Raw genomic sequence first — 21568 nt, 5'->3', positions numbered from 1 at the left:
ATCTACACTCTAAAATCTAAAATTATTTCGCTTCTAAAGCGTTTCCTTCAAATTTAATTCCGTCCCAACCCAAGTTGATGAAATTTCTAATGTTTTGGTGATTTGTTCCGTTTGGATCTCCTAAAACTTCTTCAAAATAAAAAGCTCCAAAACAAGCTAAAGTTTCTTCTTTGCTTAGATTTTGCAATTTCGCGAAAGAAAATAATTTGCAGGAACCAGAGTTTTCTCCGGCTGCATTATGTTGTGTTCCGTTTTGGAAAGCTGTTGGAGTAAAATTGTAATTTTCTTCAATTACTGCAATAGTTTCGGGGAATGTTATTTCGTTTGGAGTTTGTTTTACTTTTTCTAAAAATGCTTGTATGCTCATGTTATGTATTGTTTTTTTTGCCACAGATTAAAATGATTCGAATGATTTTTTGCAACGAATTTACTTCGTCTGTTCGCTGTCGCTCGAGTCACCAATTATCACGAATTTAATTAGAGAAAATTAGTAAAATTGCTTCGCCAATTCGCTATCGCTCGGGTTGTGGCGAACTTTTTTATTAATCTGTGAGAATCATTTTAATCTGTGGCTTAAATAATTTAATCTTCATCTTCTTCTTGATCCTTCGAAAATTTACTTTTCTTAGGTTCTTTTGTTATTGTTTTTCCGGCAACGACTACGACAATTTCGCCGCGTGGTGCTGTTTTTTCGAAATGCGTTAAAACTTCTCTTGCAGTTCCGCGTACGTTTTCTTCGTGTAATTTTGATAATTCACGCGAAACGCAAACTTGTCTGTCTTCTCCAAAATAAGTAATAAATTCAGCTAAAGTCTTAACGAGTTTATGCGGAGAAACGTATAAAATCATCGTTCTTGTTTCTTCGGCTAAAGCCAAAAAACGAGTCTGACGTCCTTTTTTTTCCGGTAAAAAACCTTCAAATATAAATCGGTCATTTGGTAAACCGCTGTTGACTAATGCTGGAACGAAGGCAGTTGCGCCAGGCAAACATTCGACTTCAATTTTATTTTCGACACAAGCGCGCGTCAATAAAAAACCGGGATCTGAAATTGCCGGAGTTCCTGCATCCGAAATCAAAGCGATAGTTTCGCCCGCTTTCAAACGCGCAATCAAATTTTCTGTGGTTTTGTGTTCGTTGTGCATGTGATGGCTGTGCATGTGCGTGCCAATTTCAAAATGCTTCAACAATTTTCCACTCGTTCTGGTATCTTCAGCCAGGATCAAATCGACTTCTTTCAGAATCCTGATAGCACGAAAAGTCATGTCTTCAAGATTGCCAATTGGCGTTGGAACGATATATAATTTAGACATAATTAATTTTAAATATTTAAACACAGATTGCACGAATTAACACGAATGATTAAAGTGCTTATAATTTCACAAAAATGAATTAGTGTAAATCTGTGAAATTCGTGTTTTACTTTTTATGAAAATTTCTTTTCTACAATTCCTAAGAAACGTTCTGCGTAATCATCTTTTCCTTCCCAATTGTTATAATCAGGTTTCACCATGTTTTCTATGAATTCTTTAGCTTCGCTATAATTGTCAAAAGTCAATAATTGATTCAGGACGCGGCTATAATCTTCAGAACTGTTTCCGAAAAGGTTTTTGGTAAAAGCAATTCGGTCATTTAGATCAATATGAAAACCTTTTGCCAGTTTTTCGTTTAAAGTTGCAGCTTTTGTTTCTGCCGGTTTTTCTAAAACAACAGTTTCAAGAACCTCTTTTTTCTCTTTAAATTCATTGATTACCGGAGCAGGAGTAGAAGTTACATTTTCAAAACTATCCACTTTTACAAACTGAGCATCGGCATAATTAACTCCAAAATCCTCAAATGAAATTGTAATAGGATTTGCATTTGATGACGTTTCTGCTTTTGGCTCTTCTTTTTCCGGTTCTTTTTCTTCTATTGTCTCTAATTCAAAAAGAGGTACAAAATCCGGAATTGGTTTTAAATCGCTAATAGTTGTAAAAGAAAGTTCTTCGATCGTTTCTGTTTCTTCTTTAGTTTCAGCAATTGGTTCTTCAGTTTTTTCCGCAACTGGTTCTTCAATAATTTCAGCAATTGGTTCCGTAATCGTTTCAATTACAGTTTCCGGAATCACTTCTTCAGAAACTTCAGCAACGATTTCTTCCTCAATAATTTCTTCTGTAGCAGTTTCTTCAGCAACAACCTCTTCAGCAACAATTTCTTCGGTTACTTCTTCTGCTTTGATTTCTTCAGTAACTATTGGTTCAGCTATAGTTTCAATTGGAGTTTCTGTTACTGTAACAGACTCTCCAATTGCAATTGCTGCAGGAATTGTTTCTTCTTTATCAAAAATAGATTCAATTTCAGAGCTAATTTCGCTGTGACCAATTGTTGGCTTCAAAGTATCGAAATTTTCATCTACAAACTTTAAAACCGCTAATTTCTCGTATAATTTCTGCGTTTCAAGATACAATTGATTGATATCGGATTTGTTTTTAAGCTTTAAAATTCGATGTGCAATGCTGATTAAATCGGCTTCCAATTTTTTTTTCATAACTGTTGAAATTATAGTGAATAGGGTATTTTAGTATATTTTGTATTTGAATGTCTTTATTCCCGGTAGAAATCTAAAAGATATTTTTTTATTTCTGTTAATAAGCGTTTGCGAATCTCCGATTTGATAAAAATTTTCTACTTTTGAAAAAGTGTAAAAACAGCGATTTTTCACGTCGATTTATTACCAGTACAAAGTAATAAAAACTATTCATTTTTAAAGGTAGAAAAATACAAAATGTTTCTCGAAAATACAGTAAATCACAAAGAACAATTTGGTTGGATTGAAGTTATTTGTGGATCAATGTTTTCGGGTAAAACCGAGGAGTTAATCCGCAGATTAAAACGCGCCCAATTTGCCAAACAAAGAGTCGAAATTTTTAAACCCGCAATTGATACACGCTATCATGACGAAATGGTCGTGTCGCATGATTCGAACGAAATTCGCTCCACTCCGGTTCCGGCCGCAGCAAATATCTCTATTTTAGCACAAGGTTGCGACGTTATTGGTATTGATGAAGCACAATTTTTTGATGATGAGATTGTTACAGTTTGTAATGATCTTGCCAATCAGGGAATTCGTGTGATAGTTGCAGGACTTGATATGGATTTTAAAGGAAATCCCTTTGGTCCGATGCCGGCACTTATGGCAACAGCAGAATATGTTACTAAAGTTCATGCCGTTTGTACCAGAACAGGAAATTTAGCCAATTATAGTTTTAGAAAAACAGATAATGATAAGTTAGTAATGCTTGGCGAAACCGAGGAATATGAGCCATTAAGCCGTGCAGCTTATTATAATGCTATGAAAAAAAGTCAGGAAAAGTAATATTCAATTAAGTTTTAGTAGACCTATGGAAGAAAAACAAAGTACAAAGAAACAGAATACCTTATTGTTAATAGGAATCGGAATCGCATTGGTGCTGGTTGCTTATTTTCAGTTTTATCTTTCTAACAGTGTCAAGGAAGTAAACACCGAGGTGACAGAACTTATTGAAAAATACAATAAAAATTGCCCGTTGACGATTCAGGAAGGCATTCGCTTAGACAGCGTGAGTTTGCCTGAAGAAAGAACTGTTCAGTACAATTTGACATTGATGAATGTTGAGAAAGAAAAGGCAGAAATCAATATCATACAAGAAGAAATAGAAAAAAGTCTGATCAGTACTGCTAAAGCAAATCCGGGGCTTCAGGTTTTTAGAGACAATGATTTTTCATTGATTTACAATTACTATGACAAAAAGAAAGCAGCTTTATTTAAAATAAGAATATTGCCTGATCAGTATAAATAACCTGATATTTGAATATAAAGAAACCCAACAGATTTTGATTTGTTGGGTTTTTTGTTTTTAGAGGAGTATTGATCATTCCGTAGGAATGTCTGATTGGTAGCTATTTTAAATCGTTTTGTCAATATACGTTCCGTAGGAACGTTTGAATGTAGAAGATTTTTATTGTAATTAATCACGCAAATAACAAGTGTCCCTACAGGACACAATTCGAAAACCGTAGTCTTTTTCTATCAATCAAAATTCCTACGGAATAATAAATGATACGATAATTCTATTGGTTTGAACTTTTAAAAATTACATCTAAACTGGACTGAAGTCCAGCTCTACAATATAAAACGTTCCTTCGGAACTATGAAAGAGCCTTCAGCTCGAACCATTTTGTAGGGACGGACTTTAGTCCGGTTTAATACGAAATGATATAAAAAAATAAAACCCGACAGGTTTTTAAAACCTGTCGGGTTTGCTATTTAAATGAACTTATATTTCTTATATGGTAAAAAAAATTAAATTTTCTTTCTCATTCTCGCCACCGGAATATCCAATTGCTCACGGTATTTTGCAATAGTTCTTCTGGCGATAGGATATCCTTTTTCTTTTAAGATTTCAGCTAATTGATCATCCGGTAAAGGTTTCTTTTTGTCTTCTTCTTCAATTGTATTTTTAAGAATCTTTTTGATTTCTAAAGTCGAAACATCTTCACCCTGATCATTTTTCATCGCTTCAGAGAAAAACTCTTTGATTAATTTCGTTCCGTATGGTGTTTCAACATATTTACTGTTGGCAACACGAGAGATTGTCGAAATATCCAAACCAACCATATCCGCAATATCTTTTAAGATCATTGGTTTTAGTTTCGTTTCGTCGCCATCTAAAAAATATTCTTCCTGATAATGCATAATCGCATTCATCGTTACAAAAAGCGTTTCCTGACGTTGTCTGATCGCATCGATAAACCATTTAGCTGAATCCAGTTTTTGTTTGATAAACTGAACTGCATCTTTTTGAGCCGACGATTTATCACGAGAATCTTTATACGTCTGCATCATTTCCTGATAATCTTTAGAAACGTGCAGAGAAGGAGCGTTTCTTCCGTTTAAAGTTAATTCCAGTTCTCCATCAACAATTCTGATGGCGAAATCAGGAACCACATTCTCTGTTACTTTATTGTTTCCCGTGTAAGATCCGCCCGGTTTAGGGTTTAGTCTTTCAATTTCGTGAATTGCTTTTTTAAGCTGTTCGTTCGAAACTCCGTATTTTTGAAGCAGTTTATCGTAATGCTTTTTCGTAAAAGCATCAAACTGATTTTCGATAATATCAATTGCTAAATCAACATATTCAGTTGGTGTTTTGTGTTTTAATTGCAATAACAAACATTCCTGCAAATCACGTGCGCCAACGCCCGAAGGTTCTAGCTCGTGAATTACCTGAAGCATTTTTTCGACCATTTTCTCATCCGTATATATACCCTGAGTAAAAGCCATATCATCTACAATATCCGGAACACTTCTGCGGATGTAACCCATATCATCAATACTTCCAACAAGGAATTCCGCGATTTCGCGTTCTTCATCATTCAAAATAAAAGTATTCAACTGATTGATCAAATCCTGGTGAAAACTGATTGGAGAAGCAAAAGGAGTTTCTCTTTCTTCGTCTTCGCTATAATTATTCACCTGAGTTTTATAATCAGGAGTATCGTCGTCGCTTAAGTATTCGTCGATATTAATGTCGTCCGCTTCGATTCTGTCAGATTCTGCATCATCATAATCGTCGTAGTCTTCATTAGCGAATTCATCTGCTTCGTATTCATCTTCTTTTCCGGCTTCAAGAGCTGGATTTTCGTTCATTTCTTCTAATAAACGTTGCTCAAAAGCTTGCGTAGGCAATTGAATTAACTTCATCAGCTGAATTTGCTGAGGAGATAATTTTTGGGATAATTTTAAATTTAAAAATTGCTTTAGCATATAAAAAGTTGCTAAGATACTAAGGCACTAAGGTGCTAAGTATCTTATATTGACGAATTAAATTCGTGTTAATTATTTTTTTATTTACATTCTAAAAACTTAGAACCTTAGTATCTCAGTACCTTAGAACCTTAAATTAAAACTCTGCATTTCCAGGAGTTCTCGGGAAAGGAATTACGTCTCTAATGTTTGTCATTCCAGTAACAAACAATACTAAACGCTCAAATCCAAGTCCGAAACCTGCGTGAGTTGCTGATCCAAATCTTCTGGTATCTAAATACCATGATAATTCTTCTTCATCGATTTCTAAAGCTTTCATTTTTTCGATCAAAACATCGTAACGCTCTTCTCTTTCAGAACCACCAACGATTTCTCCAATTCCAGGGAAAAGGATATCCATTGCACGAACCGTTTCTCTTCCAGGCTCCGTGTTGTCGTTCAAACGCATGTAAAACGCTTTAATATTTGCTGGGTAATCAAACAAGATTACCGGACATTTAAAGTGTTTTTCAACCAAATAACGTTCGTGTTCTGACTGTAAATCAGCTCCCCATTCGTTGATGATATATTGAAATTTTTTCTTTTTGTTTGGAGTAGAATCTCTCAGAATGTCAATTGCTTCAGTATAAGAAACACGTTTAAAGTTGTTCTCTAATACAAAGTTCAATTTCTCTAGCAAAGCCATTTCGCTTCTTTCTGCCTGAGGTTTTGATTTTTCTTCTTCAAGAAGTCTTCCTTCTAAAAACTTCAAATCATCCTGACAATTGTCTAAAGCATATTTAATAACGTACTGAATAAAATCTTCAGCCAAATCCATGTTGTCATCAAGATTGTTGAAAGCAACTTCCGGCTCAATCATCCAGAATTCTGCAAGGTGACGAGAAGTATTTGAGTTTTCAGCTCTAAAAGTTGGTCCAAAAGTATAAATCTGACCCAAAGCCATTGCATACGTTTCACCCTCTAATTGTCCTGAAACCGTTAAGTTGGTTTCTTTTTCGAAGAAATCTTCTTTATAATTTACTTTTCCGTCTTCAGTTCTTGGCGTATTGTCAAAAGGTAAAGCCGTAACTTTAAACATTTCTCCAGCACCTTCAGCATCAGAACCGGTAATAATTGGCGTATTTACATACACAAAACCTTTTTGTTGAAAATAGTTGTGAACCGCAAACGATAATACCGAACGCACACGCATAATAGCACCAAACATATTCGTACGAACACGTAAATGTGCATTTTCACGTAAGAAATCTAAACTAGGTTTGTTTTTTGGCTGTATCGGAAATTTTTCTGCATCAGAATCTCCTAAGATTTCCAATTTGTTCACCTGAATTTCATATTTCTGACCAGCACCTTTGCTTTCGATCAAAGTTCCAATTACAGAAACCGCAGCACCAGTAGTGATTCTTTTTAAAGTTTCGTCAGGCGTATTTTCAAAATCAACAACACATTGTATATTATTAATGGTAGAACCGTCATTAAGAGCGATGAACTGATTATTTCTAAAAGTTCTTACCCATCCTTTTGCATTAACCTCCTGAAGCGTCGTCGTACTGTTTAATAAGTCTTTAACTTTTGTGTGTTTCATTTTATATATAATATTGAAATTAAATTATTTGTTGTGTAATAACTGCAAATATAAACGATAATAATTAAAATTAGAAGCTGTTTCCCGCTATCCGCTATATCTTTTTATTGCTAAAGGAGCAATAAAAAGGATGCCGCTGCTATCGGGGCTAGGGCAATCGTTTTCAAAAGAAGCAATTATTTTTTATGAATTTATTATTTCTCTCATTTTTGTCATTCACACAAACAAGGAATGACAAGTTTATTTATAAGTCTTTGTCAAGTTTTTAAAGGGAACTTTATTAAAGTAAAATTCCTGAATAAACGTATAGAATCATGACCAAAAATATAGCTACTAAAAAGATGATTACAAATGAAGTGATAAGATCGCTGTTGTTTATTTCTTTCCCTAAAAGCTTTATTGTCTTTTTCCTCAATATCCATTTTAAAACAGATCGTGCGATTATGGCGTAGCAAACAAAACAAATAAAAACACCTACATAGTAAATTGAACTTATAATATTAGACAATTCATTCAATCCGCCTTGGCCTTCAGCATGACAATTTGTATTGTATAAAAACAAAAGGGCAAAAGTAATTATGCTTTTCTTCATTTTTTTTGCAGCCTTTTTAATTCAAGTTTTAATCCTCCAAATTTTTCAAATCCTCTATCTCTTCTTAAAAGCAGGTTTCATCTTTTTCTTTAAAATGATTAAAATCTTTTCTATAATCTGCTAAAGTTTTAATGACCTCTTTCTTTACGAGTATATGAATAATTGTGTCTTTATGTCTGTCTAAATAGTTATAAAAGCTGTTGTTTTGAAAATTAAATAATATTCCAGTTACTATTTCCATTCTCTCTAAATCTCCAAAATCAGTTAAGTCAATCAATAATTGATAAATTTTATTTTCTTGTTCCTCATTTAAAATATTAGAGTAAAATTTAGAATATTTCTCAGATAGAATATTTAAAATTTCTATCTGTTCTAAGCTTTTAAAATTATTCTTTTCAACAAGAAAAAGATCAAGTAAAGGATGAAATTGATTTTGAGTAATTACTTCATCTAATTTTCGAAATTCTTCTAATTCCATCTTTTTTGGTAATTAACTTATAAAGAAAAGTAAAAGTCTTCTCAAAAAACTTTTACTCCTTCAAATTCTCTTTTAATTTTTTATAATTCATCCTCACTTTCTCTGTCAAACAATTCGTGAAGTTTTTGCTGCAATATTTTCTTATCCGGAAGTTGTGTTTTGTATTCAGAAACCAATGTTGGTGATAAACTTCGGCTTAATGCATATTCTACAACTTCGTTGTCTTTATCTTTACAAAGTAAAACACCAATACTTGGGTTTTCGTTTTGTTTTTTTACATCTCGGTCGAGTGCTTCCAGATAAAAATTCAATTGTCCTAAATGTTCAGGTTTAAATTTGTCTGTCTTTAATTCAAATGCAACTAAACATTGTAGGCCACGATGGTAAAACAATAAATCAATGTAAAAATCACTGCTTCCTACTTGTATTCTATATTCTTCCTCTATAAATAAAAAATCTTTTCCTAATTCAAGAATAAAATTTTTCATCTGTTTGATAAGCCCTTTTTGCAAATCCTTTTCATTATGCAGTTCAGGAAGGTTTAAAAACTCAAAAATATAATTGTCTTTAAAAGAATTAGTAATATCTGAATCTATTTCTCTCAACACTGTTGAGATTTTTGAATTTCCTATCAGAGTTCGTTCAAAAAGACTTGCAGAGATTTGACGATCAAGCTCTCGAAAGCTATATTTTTCTTCTTTAGAAAGCTTTAAATAAAATTCTCGTTCTTCAACTGATTTACATCTTGAAAAAACGGCTAAATTATGTGACCAGCTAATTTCTCTCACCAGTGTTGAGAGTTTTGGAAAATCTTTATAAGCTTCATAAAATTGCTTCATTCGCCAAAGATTTTTATCTGAAAAACCTCTTAAATCAGGTTCGGTCTCTTGAATGTGTTTGGCTAATTCTTTTACAATAGATTGTCCCCAATTAGATTGCTCAATTTTCAAGTAGATATGTTGACCAATATTCCAATATAAATTTATCAATTCAGAATTAACAATTTTCAAAGTGTTAATTCTAGTTTGCTTAATTAGACTTGTGATTTCTGAAAAACCTTTATCCATACCTAAATATTTTATTTGGAAACTAGTTCTTGTTTACCCCTCCAAATTCTCCAAATCCTCTTTCTTAGCTTTTTTCTTTTCAAAAGTCAAAACCAAAGCAGGTAAAACCAATAAATTAGCAAACATTGCAAAAGCCAAAGTACAAGAAATTAATCCACCAAGGGCGATTGTTCCGCTGAAGCTTGAAAGCGTGAAAGTTGCAAAACCTAAGATCAAAACTACCGAAGTATAAAAAGTACTGATTCCTGTTTCTCTCAAAGCGCTGAAAACAGATTTCTTTACCTTTCCGTTACTTTGTATCAAATCATGTTTGTATTTCGCCATAAACTGAATCGCATTATCTACCGAAATTCCAAACGCAATACTAAATACTAAAATCGTTGAAGGTTTTAACGGAATCCCGAAATAACCCATTAATCCCGACGTAATACAAAGCGGTAAAATGTTCGTAATTACCGATGCCATTACCATTTTAAACGATCTGAACAAGTACAGCATCAAAGCTGCAATTACTAAAATAGCAAAAATCAAAGATTCGATTAAGTTGTCTACCAGGTAAGAAGTTCCTTTCTGGAAAACCAATGCTTTTCCTGTTAAAGTCACTTCGTAACGGTCGGCAGGGAAAATTTCAGCAATTTTAGAGCGTAATTTTTTCTCTACTCTTGCCATTTCCTGCGTTCCAATATCTTTCATGAAAGTCGTGATTCGGGCATATTGTCCAGTCGAATCTACGTACGACTTCATTAAATTGTCTTTACTGTTTTTGGTTGCATTTTTTGCGTACGACAAAATAAATGTCTGTTCCTGCGAAGTAGGCAATTGATAATATTCCGGATTTCCGTTATAGAAAGCCTGTTTCGAATATTTAACCAAATTCACTACAGAAACCGGTTTCGATAATTCAGGAAGTTCTGCAATAGTGCTTTGCAATTCATCCATTTTTTTCATCGTCGATAATTTCATAACACCTTTTTTGTGTTTGGTGTTAATCATTATTTCAAGAGGCATAACGCCGTTGAATTCTTTTTCGTAAAATAAAATGTCTTTATAAAATGAAGCGCTTTTTGGCATTTCGCCAATCAAACTTCCGGAAACTTTCATTTGCGCCACTCCAATTACACTAAAAACCAAAAGCAAACCGTAAATCGTGTAAATTACTCTTCGTTTATTTTTAACCACATTTTCGACAAAATTCAATAAAGTCGAAATGTAAGTTTTGTTTAAGTGATATAAATGTCTTTCTCCCGGAATCGACATAAAACTATATACAATTGGTACAATTAAAAGCGTCAATAAGTAAACCGAAATTACATTGATAGAAGTTACAAGACCAAACTCAAAAAGCAAATCATTGCCCGTAATCATAAATGTTGCAAAACCTATCGCCGTAGTTAAATTCGTCATTAAAGTCGAAACTCCAATTTTAGAAATAATACGTTGCAAAGCTTTTGCCTGATTGTTGTGCAGTTTAATTTCCTGCTGGTATTTATTGATCAGGAAAATACAATTCGTGATTCCGATAACGATAATTAATGGCGGAATAATCGCCGTTAAAATCGTGATTTTATAATGAAATAATCCAAGTGTTCCAAAAGACCAGATTACACCAATAATTAAAATACAAATCGAGATAAAAGTTGCTCTGAACGAACGGAAAAAGAAAAAGAAAATCAGGGAAACTGTGAATAAAGCCGCGCCAATAAAAAGCCCAATTTCGCCTTTCATATTGTCAGCATTAATCGTTCTGATGTATGGCATTCCGGAAACTTTTAAATCAACTCCCGTAGTTTTTTCGAATTTATTGATTTTCGGAACCAGATTTTCAAGAATAAAAGTCTTTCTTTCCGGCGTATTTACAAGTGCTTTATTAATGTAAATCGCTGAACGAATACTACCACTTTGTTTGTTAAACAATAATCCTTCGTAAAAAGGCAAATTGTGAAACAAATCGTATTGAATTTTCTTTAAATACTCAGGATCAAGCGCTTTCTTTTGGTCGATAAACGGAGTCAGAACAAATTTTTCGTTAACCGTATCTTTTTCTAATTTCTTTAAATCATTCAAAGAAACGACCAAATCTACTTCTTTAGAATTTTTTAAACCTGTCATTAATTCATTCCACGCAGCATAATTTTTAGGCGTAAAAAATTTCGGATCCTGAAACCCAATTACTACTAAATTTCCTTCTTCACCAAATTTATCAAGAAACTGTTGGTATTGTTTATTTACGATATGATCTTTAGGAAGCAAGTTAGCTTCAGTATAAGTCATAGAAAGGTTTTTCCATTGGTAACCAAGGAAAATCGTTAAAGCAGATAGAATTACTAGTATTATAATTCGGTTCTTAAGTATGATTCGGGCTAGTTTTTCCCAAAATCCAACTTGTACAGCGTTTTTCATAAAATCTTTAAAATGGATGCAAATGTAGTGAAAAGTGCTCTAAATCATAAATAATCAATTGTATTTTACTTAATGTTAACACAAATTGAACAGTTGTTGTTTGTGATATATTTCTCTCTTTTTGTGTTTTAATGATCAGCTTTTCTCATATTTGTACGTAATTTAAAAATGAGATAAAAATGAACTGGATTTTATTAATCATAGCAGGACTTTTTGAAGTAGGGTTTGCATCTTGCTTAGGCAAAGCCAAAGAAACAACAGGAATGATCTCGACGTATTGGATGGTGGGTTTCTTTATTTGTCTTTCGATAAGTATGTTATTATTGTATAAAGCCACTCAGGTTTTGCCAATAGGAACTGCTTATGCTGTCTGGACAGGAATTGGAGCCGTGGGAACTGTTTTAGTTGGGATTTTGGTTTTTAAAGAACCGGCAACTTTCTGGAGGATATTTTTTCTTTCGACTTTAATTGCTTCGATTATTGGGTTAAAGTTTGTTTCTAGTCATTAAGAATTGGCCCACGGGTTTTACGGATTGAACAGGTTTACGCGGATTTTTTTATTTTTTAAATAATAAAATATGCCACAGATTACACAGATTCTCACAGATTAATTTGTAGTAAATTATTAGAAAAAATCTTTTTAATCATTTAATCAGTGGCAAAAAAATATTCAAAAAAAAAATCATGTTATTCGGGACTCAAGGGACAGCGAACAGACGAAGTAAAGTCGTGGCAAAAAATAACATTTATATAAATTATGGAATCAAGAGAAATAAAATTTACAACTATCGGATTGAGTTTATTAGTTTTTGCTATTTCACTTACTCAAAATGCTTTGGTTGTAAATTATAATAATGAAATAAAAACAGCTTCATCATTAGAATATCTTTTTATAGGATCAATAGCTTTTATGGGCGGAGGATTATTAGAAGAGATTATTTGGTTGGCAAGTCCGTTATGTTTATTAGCCATAAAATTTATGATCAAAGATGATAAGAGAGCTGTTTTAGTAAGTTTAATAGCTTCTGCTTTGGCAATTTCTTTTTCATTCTGGAATGAAATATTGGGTGCAGAAAGCGGTACTATGGCTAAGATTGTTTCTTTTGAATTGGGATATTATCTTTGGTTAGCGAGTATTTTGATATTGACAATTGGGATTTTGATTCATTATAAAATGACATTAAAAACAACTTTACAAGCGTAACATATGCAAGAAAACAACACTATCACTTTTATATTCCTGGCGATACTTTTATTGCTTATCATTATCATTTGTTTTTTAATGTATCAATTGATGCAGTTTAAAAAAGCAAAAGACGATGCTGAGAAAAGTTTTTATGCTCTCGAGATGAAAGTCAACGATTTGCAGTTAGAAACTTTAGAATCGAAACTGAATCCGCATTTGTTTAAGAATATTTTAAACTCGATTCAGTCGCATGCTTACCAAACCTATTTTGCATTAGATAAACTGGCCAATGTTCTGGATTATATTTTATACGAAAGCAAAAAGAAATTCGTCACTGCAAAAGAAGAAATTGATTTTGCATTGAATTTAATCGAAATCAATAAAATTAAGATCAGTCCGCTTTTTGAGTTGAAGATAAAAACCAATATCAACAAAGAAGACAAATTATACGATCAGCCTTTACTCGCGCCGTTAATTTCTATTGATTTAATCGAAAATGCCTTTAAACACGCCGATTTGCAAAGTGCCGATGCCTTCATTTCGGTTGTTTTTGAGTTTAGGGATAATGCCTTTTTTATGACGGTTTCGAATAAAATATCAGATAAAAAAGTATTAAAAAAAGAACGAAGCGGTTTTGGTCATGCGACTTTAGAACACCGATTGCGTATTATTTATAAAAACAACTTCAAACTCGATAAGTTTGTAGAAAACGATGTTTATATCGCTCATCTTAAAATAGATTTACTTGAATACAAAACTGAAATGCTTGCTTCTGGACGATGAGTTGCCGGGATTAACGTACCTGAAAATGCTTTGCGAACAAATTCACGAAGTCGAAATTGTAAAAACGTATAATAATCCGGAGAAACTTCTTGCTGATATTCCCAATCTCGATTTTGATCTGTTGATTTCAGATATCGAAATGCCGGGAATGGACGGTTTGCATCTTGCAGAATTATTAGATAATAAATTAGTAATTTTTTGTACGGCTTATAAAGATTATGCTGCCGATGCTTTTAATATTGATGCTGTAGATTATATTACAAAACCGGTAAAACTTGAACGTTTGCAAAAAGCAATCACAAAGGCTTATGAACGTTTTCATAAACCGGATGCTGCTAAAAAGTTTATTCAGCTGAATACTGACAAAGGAAAAACGCTGTTGTATTTTAATCAAATCGTGTACATCAAAACCGCAGTGAGCGATAGCCGTGATAAAACCGTTTTGCTGACTGACGGAAGTTTCCTGAACCTGAAAAATGTAAAATTTGATACGTTGCTGCACGAATTACCCGATGCTGATTTTTGCCGTATAAACAAAAAGGAAATTGTTGCTGTAAAAGCGATTAAATTCTTTAATCATAACGAAATTGTCCTGCATCATTTAGAAAAAAATGATAAAAACAGTACTTTGATTTTAAGTGAAACCTACCGTTCGGACTTTTTGAAAAAGGTAAAATTATAACTTATTACAAAGTTTTTCGGACTTGTTACATACATTCGAAATTAGGTTTAAAATTGCTTTATCACTTAATTCTCAGTTCTGATATTTGCACCATTAAATCAAAAAAACGAGTTATGAATAACATTAAAAACTCCTTATTTTACGTTACTGTTATTGGCGGATTCACTGCCTTGATATATTGGGTAATTTCAAAAGGTGCTGCACTCGAAGTGGGGCGCGGAATCGTACATAAACAAATCGAAAGCAATCATTGGAATGACTTCCTGCATTCGATGGTCGAAAATTTACAACATCCTCTCGCTATTTTATTGGCTCAGATCGTTACCATTATTTTAGTAGCGCGTTTGTTTGGATGGGTTTTTAGAAAAATAGGACAGCCATCTGTAATTGGCGAAATGATTGCAGGTATTGTTTTAGGGCCGTCTTTGGTCGGAATGTATTTTCCTGAATTCTCAGCCGCGTTGTTTCCAAAAGAATCTTTAGGAAATTTACAATTCTTAAGTCAGATTGGTTTGATCCTTTTTATGTTCGTTATTGGGATGGAACTGGATTTGAAAGTATTAAAAAATAAAGCACACGATGCTGTAGTAATAAGTCACGCAAGTATTGTTATCCCTTTTGCCCTGGGTCTGTCATTAGCTTATTTTATCTACCATACTTTTGCTCCTGTTGGAGTTGAGTTTGCGTCGTTTGGTTTGTTTATGGGTATTGCGATGAGTATTACAGCGTTTCCGGTATTGGCCAGAATCGTGCAGGAGCGAGGCATGCAAAAAACAAAATTGGGTACTATTGCCATTACTTGTGCTGCCGCAGATGACATTACGGCCTGGTGTATTTTGGCTGTTGTAATTGCTATTGTAAAAGCAGGTTCGTTTACAAGTTCTTTATACGTAATTGGTTTGGCTATTTTGTATGTTATTATCATGCTAAAAATAGTGCGTCCGTTCCTGAAACGTGTTGGAGATTTAAATTCAACTCGCGAAAGTTTGAATAAACCGGTTGTTGCTATTTTCTTCCTTACGCTTTTGTTTTCTGCTTATGCTTCTGAGTTAATCGGAATTCACGCTTTGTTTGGAGCTTTCTTAGCTGGAGCAATCATGCCTGAAAATAACAAATTCAGAAATATTTTTATCGAAAAAGTAGAAGATGTTGCCATCATCGTTTTATTGCCTTTATTCTTTGTATTTACAGGTTTACGTACGCAAATTGGTTTATTAAATGATCCTGCTTTATGGAAAATTACCGGATTGATTATCGCTGTTGCTGTAGCTGGTAAATTTTTAGGAAGTGCTTTTGCTGCGAAATTCGTTGGGCAAAGCTGGAAAGACAGTTTGGCCATTGGTGCATTAATGAATACTCGTGGTTTAATGGAACTTGTGGTTTTAAATATTGGTTATGATCTTGGTGTTCTTTCTACAGAGATTTTTACCATGATGGTAATTATGGCCTTAGTAACGACTTTTATGACGGGTCCGGCGCTGGATTTTATAGGTTTTATTTTTAAAGATAAAGTAACAGCCGTTCCGCAGGAAATTGGAAATAAAAGTAAATACAAGATTCTGCTTTCGTTTGCAACTCCTGAAAGAGGGAAAAAACTATTGAAAATCGCCAATAGTTTAGTGAAGAAACAAGGTGATAATTCTATTGTTACGGCAATGCATTTATCATTAAGTACCGAAATACATTCGTTTGATGTAAAAGACCATGAACGTAAAATGCTGGTTCCGGTTATTGAAGAATCAGAACGTTTGAATCAGAATATGGTGAGCGTTTTTAAGGTAACGAATGATATTGATACTGATATTATAGACACGGCCAATCAAGGCGAATATGATTTATTATTAGTTGGTTTAGGTCAGTCTATTTTTGACGGAACTTTGTTAGGAAAGATTCTAGGTTTCACGACCCGAATCGTAAATCCGGATCGTTTGATCGATAAGTTTACCGGAAAAGAAGGTTTGTTCGAAAATTCTCCTTTTGATGAAAGAACGCGTCATATTATTTTAAAAAGTAAAATGCCGGTTGGTATTTTTATCGATAAGGAATTAGAGGAAGTAAATCAGGTTTTCATGCCAATTTTTACCAAAGAAGATTCTTTCCTAATTGAATATGCGAAGAAATTAATCAACAATAATGGTTCTCAGATTACGGTTCTGGATGCGAGTGGTGAAGTGAAAAATACCAGGGATATTCAGGAAACGATTCGTTCGATCGAGCAAATAGCACCGAATCATATTATGATTATGCATGACAGAACGATCAAGAAAGAGTTTTTAGAAAACCAGAATTTAATGATTATTAGTTTAGACAGCTGGAAAAAACTAATCGAATCTCAAAGTACGTGGTTGAATAATACACCTTCGGTTTTGATCTTGAAACCATAATTAGGGTTTAAATTACAATAATTTTAAAATTCCAAATTCCAATTTTTATTGGGGTTTGGGATTTTTTTTGTTTTTGACTTTTTGAGGATTTTGATTGCGAGATGGCACGCGGATGACACGGATTCGCTTGCGCGAAAACACGGATTTGTGCGGATTTTTTTTATTCCTTATGTCACTTTTTTTGTCATCCTGAGGAAGGAAGAATCTTTGCTAGTAGCTCGATAAAGATGGGCCACAATCTTGTCATCTCGACGTGAGGAGAGATCACACCAGGAGATCAATAATGATTGGCGATTTGCTGTGCGGAGTTTCGAGTGTGATCTCTCCTCACGTCGAGATGACAAACTATATGTGTAATTGGAATTTATATTTTTTATTATGAAAACGAATGCCCTAGCCCTGATAGAAGCGGTATCCTTTTTATCCGCCTTTTGCGGATGAAAAGATACAAGCGGATAGCAGGAAATAGCTCCTAATTCTTCGACTCGCTCAGAATGACAAGCTATTTCTATAATTGGAATTTGGACCCGAGCGATAGCGAACAGGCGAAGCAATTTAAAAAGATTGGAATTTAATTTTAATTTATAGCCCCAAATCCAGAACATACGAAATCTTAACGGCAATATTGTCTTCGAATTTCAATAACTGATTTGGTCCGTAGCGATAGAAACCTCCAAGGCCAAAACCTTTGTAGATTTTGTTTAGTTCGATTCCGGATTCGAAGAAACCTTTGTCTAGGGTTTTGTAGGTTGGACCAACGTGTTGCTGAGGGTTTTCCATATTTCCCCACGCCATTCTGGTCACCAATACTAATGACGGACGAACTTTTTTGAGTATTCTGATTCGGTCAAAACCATGTTTGATTTGGAAAAAGATATATTGACTCGAGAAAAACTCATTAAAATACATGGTTTCAAAACTGTTTCGGCCGGCAAAAGTAATACGCTGAATAACGGTTTCTTTGGTCAGGTTGTTGGGCATCGTGTTGTACAAATGCGTAAGCGGAACATCGCCTATGGCGTAACCTCCTTGCAAAAGCAAGCTTGTTTTTTGACCGTTCAGGTAATTTTTTTCATATTCGGTTTTAAAATCTATTTTACCAAAAGTAAAATCGTTTCCTAAAACATCAGGCAGGGATTGCGTGTATTGAAAAGTAAATCGGGGAAATCTTTTCTCAGATTCGTTTCTTCCGGTTGGCGTTTGCATAAAGTTGCTAAACGGTGCCCAAACAATCGAAACCATCGCGGTTGTCATGATGTAACTCGAATATAATTTTCCGCCGTAATTAAAAAGATAATCAAATTGGGGTTCGACATTTGTTCTTGCCAATTCGAAAACGGCTTCGGTTTTTGGGATGATTTTTGACTGAACATTGGCTTTCCAGGCTGTATATTTATAGAAAGTACTAATGTTAATTGGTCGCGGATCGTAGATTTTAAAAACGCGTTTGTCTACCGCAAAAACGGTACTCGCAATTTCGCGAACATCATCTGTATAATATCCGTTTACCCATGTATTGGTGCTTTTGTCAAGCAAAACTCCGGTTCCTAAACTGTATTTTAGTTCGCCATCTTTTGTTCCGTAAGCAGAGTATCCTTCGATTCTGAAATTCTTAGAAAAACGATCATTTGTGATTCCGCCAAGACCTAATCGAAAACCTTCGTAGTTGTTGTAACTGATGATTTTTTTCAGATCAAGATCAACTGGTCCGATAGGAACGTAACCATTGATTATTTTTCGACCAAAACCCAAACGATTTTCGATCCTTTTCTTGATCGAAAGGCTATCGATCAGTTGATAGGTTCTTTGGCCTTTTAAGTCCAGAGTTTCTTTACGGTACTCGTTCCAGAAGGCTTCCGGTTTTTTGCTGGCATCATCTTTAATTTCGATATAAAGTGCCGGATCTTTTATTGGGGTATTTGTGTTGTAATGTATGTCGAAATTATTACTTTCTGAAAGCAGATAAGTAAAGTCTGAAGCTGATTTTTTTCGGGGTTCAAAGTTGTCCTCGACATCTCCGTCAAACTGAATCGTTCCGCCAAGAATTTTTATATCATCGTCGTTTTTACCTTTTACGATTTTAAAAGTAGTATTGCTCTGAAACCATACTTTTTCGTTGGGTACATAATCAAATTCATGAATACCGCTAATGTCCAGAACACCTTTTATACGCATTACGGCTTTGGCTACGGCAAAATTTTCCTGATCGATATACAATACGCCTTCAAGTCCTGATGATTTTCTTTTTTGTTTGTTTTTAAAGTAAATCATATAGGTTTCGCGGCCTTTGATATTGACAGTATCGAGTATTTTATAATTGTAATTTGCGGGAGCATTATTGGAAATTGGGTTTTCGTATTTGGTTTCGAAAAGCTCGTATTTATTATCGTAAATAGAGATCGATTGCAAATTGAAAGCAATAACTTCATAGATCGGATTTTTAAATCCAGCCATTTTTGTACCCAGAATGGTTTCTTTTAGTTTGTTGTTGCCAAACTGATATTGCGACACTTTTTCGGTTTGAAATAAATGCTGTTTGCTGATTATCTCTTTGAATTTATAATCAGATGAGTCTATATTGATGCGTTTTTTGTCGAAATCTTTATAAGCGGCCGTAGAATCGATTCTACCATCGATAGAATCGGGATTGGCGGTTACGATCAGTTTATTGTAGCTTTTGTACTCAAAACTATTCAGTTTTTTTTGCGGATTGTTTTTGTTTTTATTTGCAATTACTTTCCTTATAATGGTTAAAGCCGGATTTTCATTAGAAACAATAACTTCTTTTAAATCGTCGGTTTTTTGAGAAAGCGGAATTAAATAAAACTTTTTGTTCTCTGTAATCGCAATAATTTTGGTTTGAAAACCAATGTAAGAAACCGCGAAAGTGGTTGCTTTTGCCGAAGGTGTAAAAATGAACTTTCCGTCGACATCAGTAATTGTATTGATGTTGTCAGAAGTTGTTATGGTGGCAAAAGGTAAAGGTTTGTTGTTGGAGTCCGTTACAATTCCGTTTATTTGAAATTGCGCCTGAATAGTAAGCGTAAAAAACAAAGTCAATAAACAAAATAGCTTCATAGAGAATATTATAGTTTCAAAACGGATAAAACGTAATTTTGGTATGCAAAAATAACAATAAAAAAAATCCGTCTAGTACAATTTAACTAAACGGATTTTTATTTTGTGATAATATCATTAAACCTTCATGATTTCGGCTTCTTTTGCAGCCAATAATTCGTCGATTTTCTTGATATAAGTATTTGTCAGATTTTGAACTTGCTCTTCTGCAGATTTACAAATGTCTTCAGAAGTTCCTTCTTTTTCTAATTTTTTGATATCGGTATTAGCATCTTTACGCACATTACGTACACCAATTTTGGCATCTTCAGCTTCAGCTTTTGCTTGTTTGGCTAAATCTCTACGACGCTCTTCTGTCAAAGGCGGAACGCTAATGATAATTACGTCTCCATTGTTCATTGGGTTAAAACCAATGTTGGCTACCATAATTGCTTTTTCGATCGCTTGTAGCATGTTTTTTTCAAAGGGCTGTAAAGTAATCGTTCTTGCATCCGGAACACTAATTTTCGACACTTGCGAAAGTGGCGCTGCTGATCCGTAATAATCTACGAAAACACTTCCTAGCATTGCTGGAGAAGCTTTTCCTGCACGAATGTTAAGAAATTCTTTCTCTAAATGCGCAATCGAACCATTCATTGATTCTTCAGTACTATCTAATATAAATTCTATTTCTTCAGTCATTTCTTTTAGATTTTTAGATTTTTAGACGATTCGATTTTTAAATTTTTAAAAATACCGGCATCTAATTTACTAACTAATATAGTTTTTTGTTTTTTTAATATTGTACGATTGCAAAAATTTAGAAATCTGATGATTTAAAATTAAACAATCGAAGTAGCTTATACGTTAACTACTGTTCCTATGTTTTCGCCTTCACAGATTTTTAATAAATTTCCAATTTTGTTCATATCAAAAACAACTATTGGCAATTTGTTTTCCTGACTTAATGTAAAAGCTGTTGTGTCCATTACATTTAATCCTTTTTTAAGAACATCATCAAACGAAATCATATCGAATTTTACTGCTGATGCATTTTTTTCAGGATCAGAATCGTAAACACCATCAACACGGGTTCCTTTTAAGATCACATCTGCATTAATTTCAATTCCTCTTAAAACGGCTGCAGTATCAGTTGTAAAATAAGGATTTCCGGTTCCGGCTCCAAAAATTACAATTCTTCCTTTTTCAAGGTGACGATCTGCTCTTCTTTTAATATAAGGTTCTGCAATAGACTCCATTTTTAAGGCAGTTTGCAAACGGGTTTTCATTCCTCTGTCTTCAAGAGCGCCTTGTAATGCCATACCGTTTATAACTGTAGCAAGCATTCCCATGTAGTCGCCTTGTACTCTATCCATACCAGCACTTGCACCTGCAACGCCTCTAAAAATATTTCCTCCTCCAATAACAATAGCAATTTCTACTCCCTTACTGTGAATTTGCTTAATTTCTTCAGCATATTCGGCTAATCTTTTAGGGTCAATTCCGTATTGTAAATCACCCATTAAGGCTTCGCCGCTTAGTTTTAGAAGAATTCTTTTATATTTCATGTGTTG

19 protein-coding genes are annotated in these 21568 nt (G+C 33.9%); 7 read left to right on the top strand and 12 right to left on the bottom strand.

Going from position 1 to position 21568, the window contains the following annotated elements; translation table 11 throughout:
* Positions 1-22 precede the first annotated feature (22 nt).
* The 3 genes from L0669_RS03100 to L0669_RS03090 form a co-directional block, all read right to left on the bottom strand.
* The gene (locus L0669_RS03100) at positions 23-367 is read right to left on the bottom strand and encodes a HopJ type III effector protein (RefSeq protein WP_072969730.1); all 345 of its coding nucleotides are present in this window, start codon (positions 365-367) and stop codon (positions 23-25) included.
* 215 nt (positions 368-582) lie between these two features.
* The gene (gene rsmI / locus L0669_RS03095; RefSeq protein WP_263761245.1) at positions 583-1311 is read right to left on the bottom strand and encodes a 16S rRNA (cytidine(1402)-2'-O)-methyltransferase; all 729 of its coding nucleotides are present in this window, start codon (positions 1309-1311) and stop codon (positions 583-585) included.
* Positions 1312-1424: 113 nt separating this feature from the next.
* Positions 1425-2525, bottom strand: a complete 1101-nt coding sequence (locus tag L0669_RS03090) for a hypothetical protein (protein WP_263761243.1) — start codon at positions 2523-2525, stop codon at positions 1425-1427.
* A gap of 237 nt (positions 2526-2762) precedes the next feature.
* On the opposite strand from L0669_RS03090, the gene L0669_RS03085 reads away from it, so the two are divergent.
* The gene (locus L0669_RS03085; RefSeq protein ID WP_173970369.1) at positions 2763-3353 is read left to right on the top strand and encodes a thymidine kinase; all 591 of its coding nucleotides are present in this window, start codon (positions 2763-2765) and stop codon (positions 3351-3353) included.
* A gap of 25 nt (positions 3354-3378) precedes the next feature.
* Entirely contained in the window at positions 3379-3816 is a 438-nt protein-coding gene (locus L0669_RS03080; RefSeq protein WP_263761241.1) for a hypothetical protein, read from the top strand.
* 503 nt (positions 3817-4319) lie between these two features.
* On the opposite strand, the gene rpoN is transcribed toward L0669_RS03080, so the two are convergent.
* The 6 genes from rpoN to L0669_RS03050 form a co-directional block, all read right to left on the bottom strand.
* The gene (rpoN, locus tag L0669_RS03075; protein ID WP_173970367.1) at positions 4320-5780 is read right to left on the bottom strand and encodes an RNA polymerase factor sigma-54; all 1461 of its coding nucleotides are present in this window, start codon (positions 5778-5780) and stop codon (positions 4320-4322) included.
* Positions 5781-5916: 136 nt separating this feature from the next.
* Positions 5917-7365 carry an asparagine--tRNA ligase gene (asnS, locus tag L0669_RS03070; protein ID WP_263761239.1) on the bottom strand — a complete coding sequence of 483 codons (1449 nt, stop codon included), beginning with the start codon at positions 7363-7365 and terminating at the stop codon, positions 5917-5919.
* A 280-nt stretch (positions 7366-7645) separates the two neighbouring features.
* On the bottom strand, positions 7646-7957 hold the full coding sequence (locus L0669_RS03065) for a hypothetical protein (protein WP_263761237.1): 312 nt from the start codon (positions 7955-7957) through the stop codon (positions 7646-7648).
* A 64-nt stretch (positions 7958-8021) separates the two neighbouring features.
* Complete coding sequence (locus tag L0669_RS03060) at positions 8022-8435, bottom strand: hypothetical protein (RefSeq protein ID WP_263761235.1); 414 nt, start codon at positions 8433-8435, stop codon at positions 8022-8024.
* An 80-nt stretch (positions 8436-8515) separates the two neighbouring features.
* Positions 8516-9502 (bottom strand): PDDEXK nuclease domain-containing protein, encoded by a 987-nt coding sequence (locus L0669_RS03055; protein ID WP_263761233.1) that lies wholly within the window; start codon positions 9500-9502, stop codon positions 8516-8518.
* 33 nt (positions 9503-9535) lie between these two features.
* The gene (locus L0669_RS03050; protein WP_263761231.1) at positions 9536-11902 is read right to left on the bottom strand and encodes an efflux RND transporter permease subunit; all 2367 of its coding nucleotides are present in this window, start codon (positions 11900-11902) and stop codon (positions 9536-9538) included.
* Positions 11903-12081: 179 nt separating this feature from the next.
* Between L0669_RS03050 and L0669_RS03045 the strand changes: the two genes are divergently transcribed.
* The 5 genes from L0669_RS03045 (at position 12082) to L0669_RS03025 (ending at position 16937) form a co-directional block, all read left to right on the top strand.
* A complete protein-coding gene (locus tag L0669_RS03045) occupies positions 12082-12411 on the top strand; it encodes a DMT family transporter (protein ID WP_056248709.1) in 330 nt (109 codons plus the stop codon).
* Between the two features lie 248 nt (positions 12412-12659).
* A complete protein-coding gene (locus L0669_RS03040) occupies positions 12660-13106 on the top strand; it encodes a hypothetical protein (protein WP_263761215.1) in 447 nt (148 codons plus the stop codon).
* Positions 13107-13109: 3 nt separating this feature from the next.
* Entirely contained in the window at positions 13110-13871 is a 762-nt protein-coding gene (locus L0669_RS03035) for a sensor histidine kinase (RefSeq protein ID WP_173970363.1), read from the top strand.
* Positions 13834-14553, top strand: coding sequence for a LytR/AlgR family response regulator transcription factor (locus L0669_RS03030; RefSeq protein WP_263761214.1), 720 nt, complete (start codon positions 13834-13836; stop codon positions 14551-14553). The genes L0669_RS03035 and L0669_RS03030 overlap by 38 nt, the downstream gene beginning before the upstream one ends.
* A 113-nt stretch (positions 14554-14666) precedes the next feature.
* A complete protein-coding gene (locus L0669_RS03025; RefSeq protein ID WP_263761213.1) occupies positions 14667-16937 on the top strand; it encodes a cation:proton antiporter in 2271 nt (756 codons plus the stop codon).
* 582 nt (positions 16938-17519) lie between these two features.
* On the opposite strand, the gene L0669_RS03020 is transcribed toward L0669_RS03025, so the two are convergent.
* The 3 genes from L0669_RS03020 to pyrH all read right to left on the bottom strand — a co-directional run bounded on the left by L0669_RS03020 (position 17520) and on the right by pyrH (position 21562).
* Positions 17520-20015, bottom strand: a complete 2496-nt coding sequence (locus L0669_RS03020) for a DUF5686 and carboxypeptidase regulatory-like domain-containing protein (protein WP_263761212.1) — start codon at positions 20013-20015, stop codon at positions 17520-17522.
* 117 nt (positions 20016-20132) lie between these two features.
* Positions 20133-20696 carry a ribosome recycling factor gene (gene frr / locus L0669_RS03015; RefSeq protein WP_263761210.1) on the bottom strand — a complete coding sequence of 188 codons (564 nt, stop codon included), beginning with the start codon at positions 20694-20696 and terminating at the stop codon, positions 20133-20135.
* 158 nt (positions 20697-20854) lie between these two features.
* Positions 20855-21562 carry a UMP kinase gene (gene pyrH, locus L0669_RS03010; protein WP_173970358.1) on the bottom strand — a complete coding sequence of 236 codons (708 nt, stop codon included), beginning with the start codon at positions 21560-21562 and terminating at the stop codon, positions 20855-20857.
* Between the last annotated feature and the right edge of the window lie 6 nt (positions 21563-21568).

The organism is Flavobacterium bizetiae, assembly GCF_024271895.1.
Classification (GTDB): domain Bacteria; phylum Bacteroidota; class Bacteroidia; order Flavobacteriales; family Flavobacteriaceae; genus Flavobacterium; species Flavobacterium bizetiae.
The sequence above is the reverse complement of the archived record's forward strand: the minus strand, read 5'-3'. Positions and strand labels throughout refer to the sequence as shown.

Bases quoted from the DNA above. Each gene is read 5' to 3' on its own strand.
- L0669_RS03100 (WP_072969730.1), bottom strand. From the start codon at position 367: ATGAGCATACAAGCATTTTTAGAAAAAGTAAAACAAACTCCAAACGAA.
- rsmI (WP_263761245.1), bottom strand. From the start codon at position 1,311: ATGTCTAAATTATATATCGTTCCAACGCCAATTGGCAATCTTGAAGAC.
- L0669_RS03090 (WP_263761243.1), bottom strand. From the start codon at position 2,525: ATGAAAAAAAAATTGGAAGCCGATTTAATCAGCATTGCACATCGAATT.
- L0669_RS03085 (WP_173970369.1), top strand. From the start codon at position 2,763: ATGTTTCTCGAAAATACAGTAAATCACAAAGAACAATTTGGTTGGATT.
- L0669_RS03080 (WP_263761241.1), top strand. From the start codon at position 3,379: ATGGAAGAAAAACAAAGTACAAAGAAACAGAATACCTTATTGTTAATA.
- rpoN (WP_173970367.1), bottom strand. From the start codon at position 5,780: ATGCTAAAGCAATTTTTAAATTTAAAATTATCCCAAAAATTATCTCCT.
- asnS (WP_263761239.1), bottom strand. From the start codon at position 7,365: ATGAAACACACAAAAGTTAAAGACTTATTAAACAGTACGACGACGCTT.
- L0669_RS03065 (WP_263761237.1), bottom strand. From the start codon at position 7,957: ATGAAGAAAAGCATAATTACTTTTGCCCTTTTGTTTTTATACAATACA.
- L0669_RS03060 (WP_263761235.1), bottom strand. From the start codon at position 8,435: ATGGAATTAGAAGAATTTCGAAAATTAGATGAAGTAATTACTCAAAAT.
- L0669_RS03055 (WP_263761233.1), bottom strand. From the start codon at position 9,502: ATGGATAAAGGTTTTTCAGAAATCACAAGTCTAATTAAGCAAACTAGA.
- L0669_RS03050 (WP_263761231.1), bottom strand. From the start codon at position 11,902: ATGAAAAACGCTGTACAAGTTGGATTTTGGGAAAAACTAGCCCGAATC.
- L0669_RS03045 (WP_056248709.1), top strand. From the start codon at position 12,082: ATGAACTGGATTTTATTAATCATAGCAGGACTTTTTGAAGTAGGGTTT.
- L0669_RS03040 (WP_263761215.1), top strand. From the start codon at position 12,660: ATGGAATCAAGAGAAATAAAATTTACAACTATCGGATTGAGTTTATTA.
- L0669_RS03035 (WP_173970363.1), top strand. From the start codon at position 13,110: ATGCAAGAAAACAACACTATCACTTTTATATTCCTGGCGATACTTTTA.
- L0669_RS03025 (WP_263761213.1), top strand. From the start codon at position 14,667: ATGAATAACATTAAAAACTCCTTATTTTACGTTACTGTTATTGGCGGA.
- L0669_RS03020 (WP_263761212.1), bottom strand. From the start codon at position 20,015: ATGAAGCTATTTTGTTTATTGACTTTGTTTTTTACGCTTACTATTCAG.
- frr (WP_263761210.1), bottom strand. From the start codon at position 20,696: ATGACTGAAGAAATAGAATTTATATTAGATAGTACTGAAGAATCAATG.
- pyrH (WP_173970358.1), bottom strand. From the start codon at position 21,562: ATGAAATATAAAAGAATTCTTCTAAAACTAAGCGGCGAAGCCTTAATG.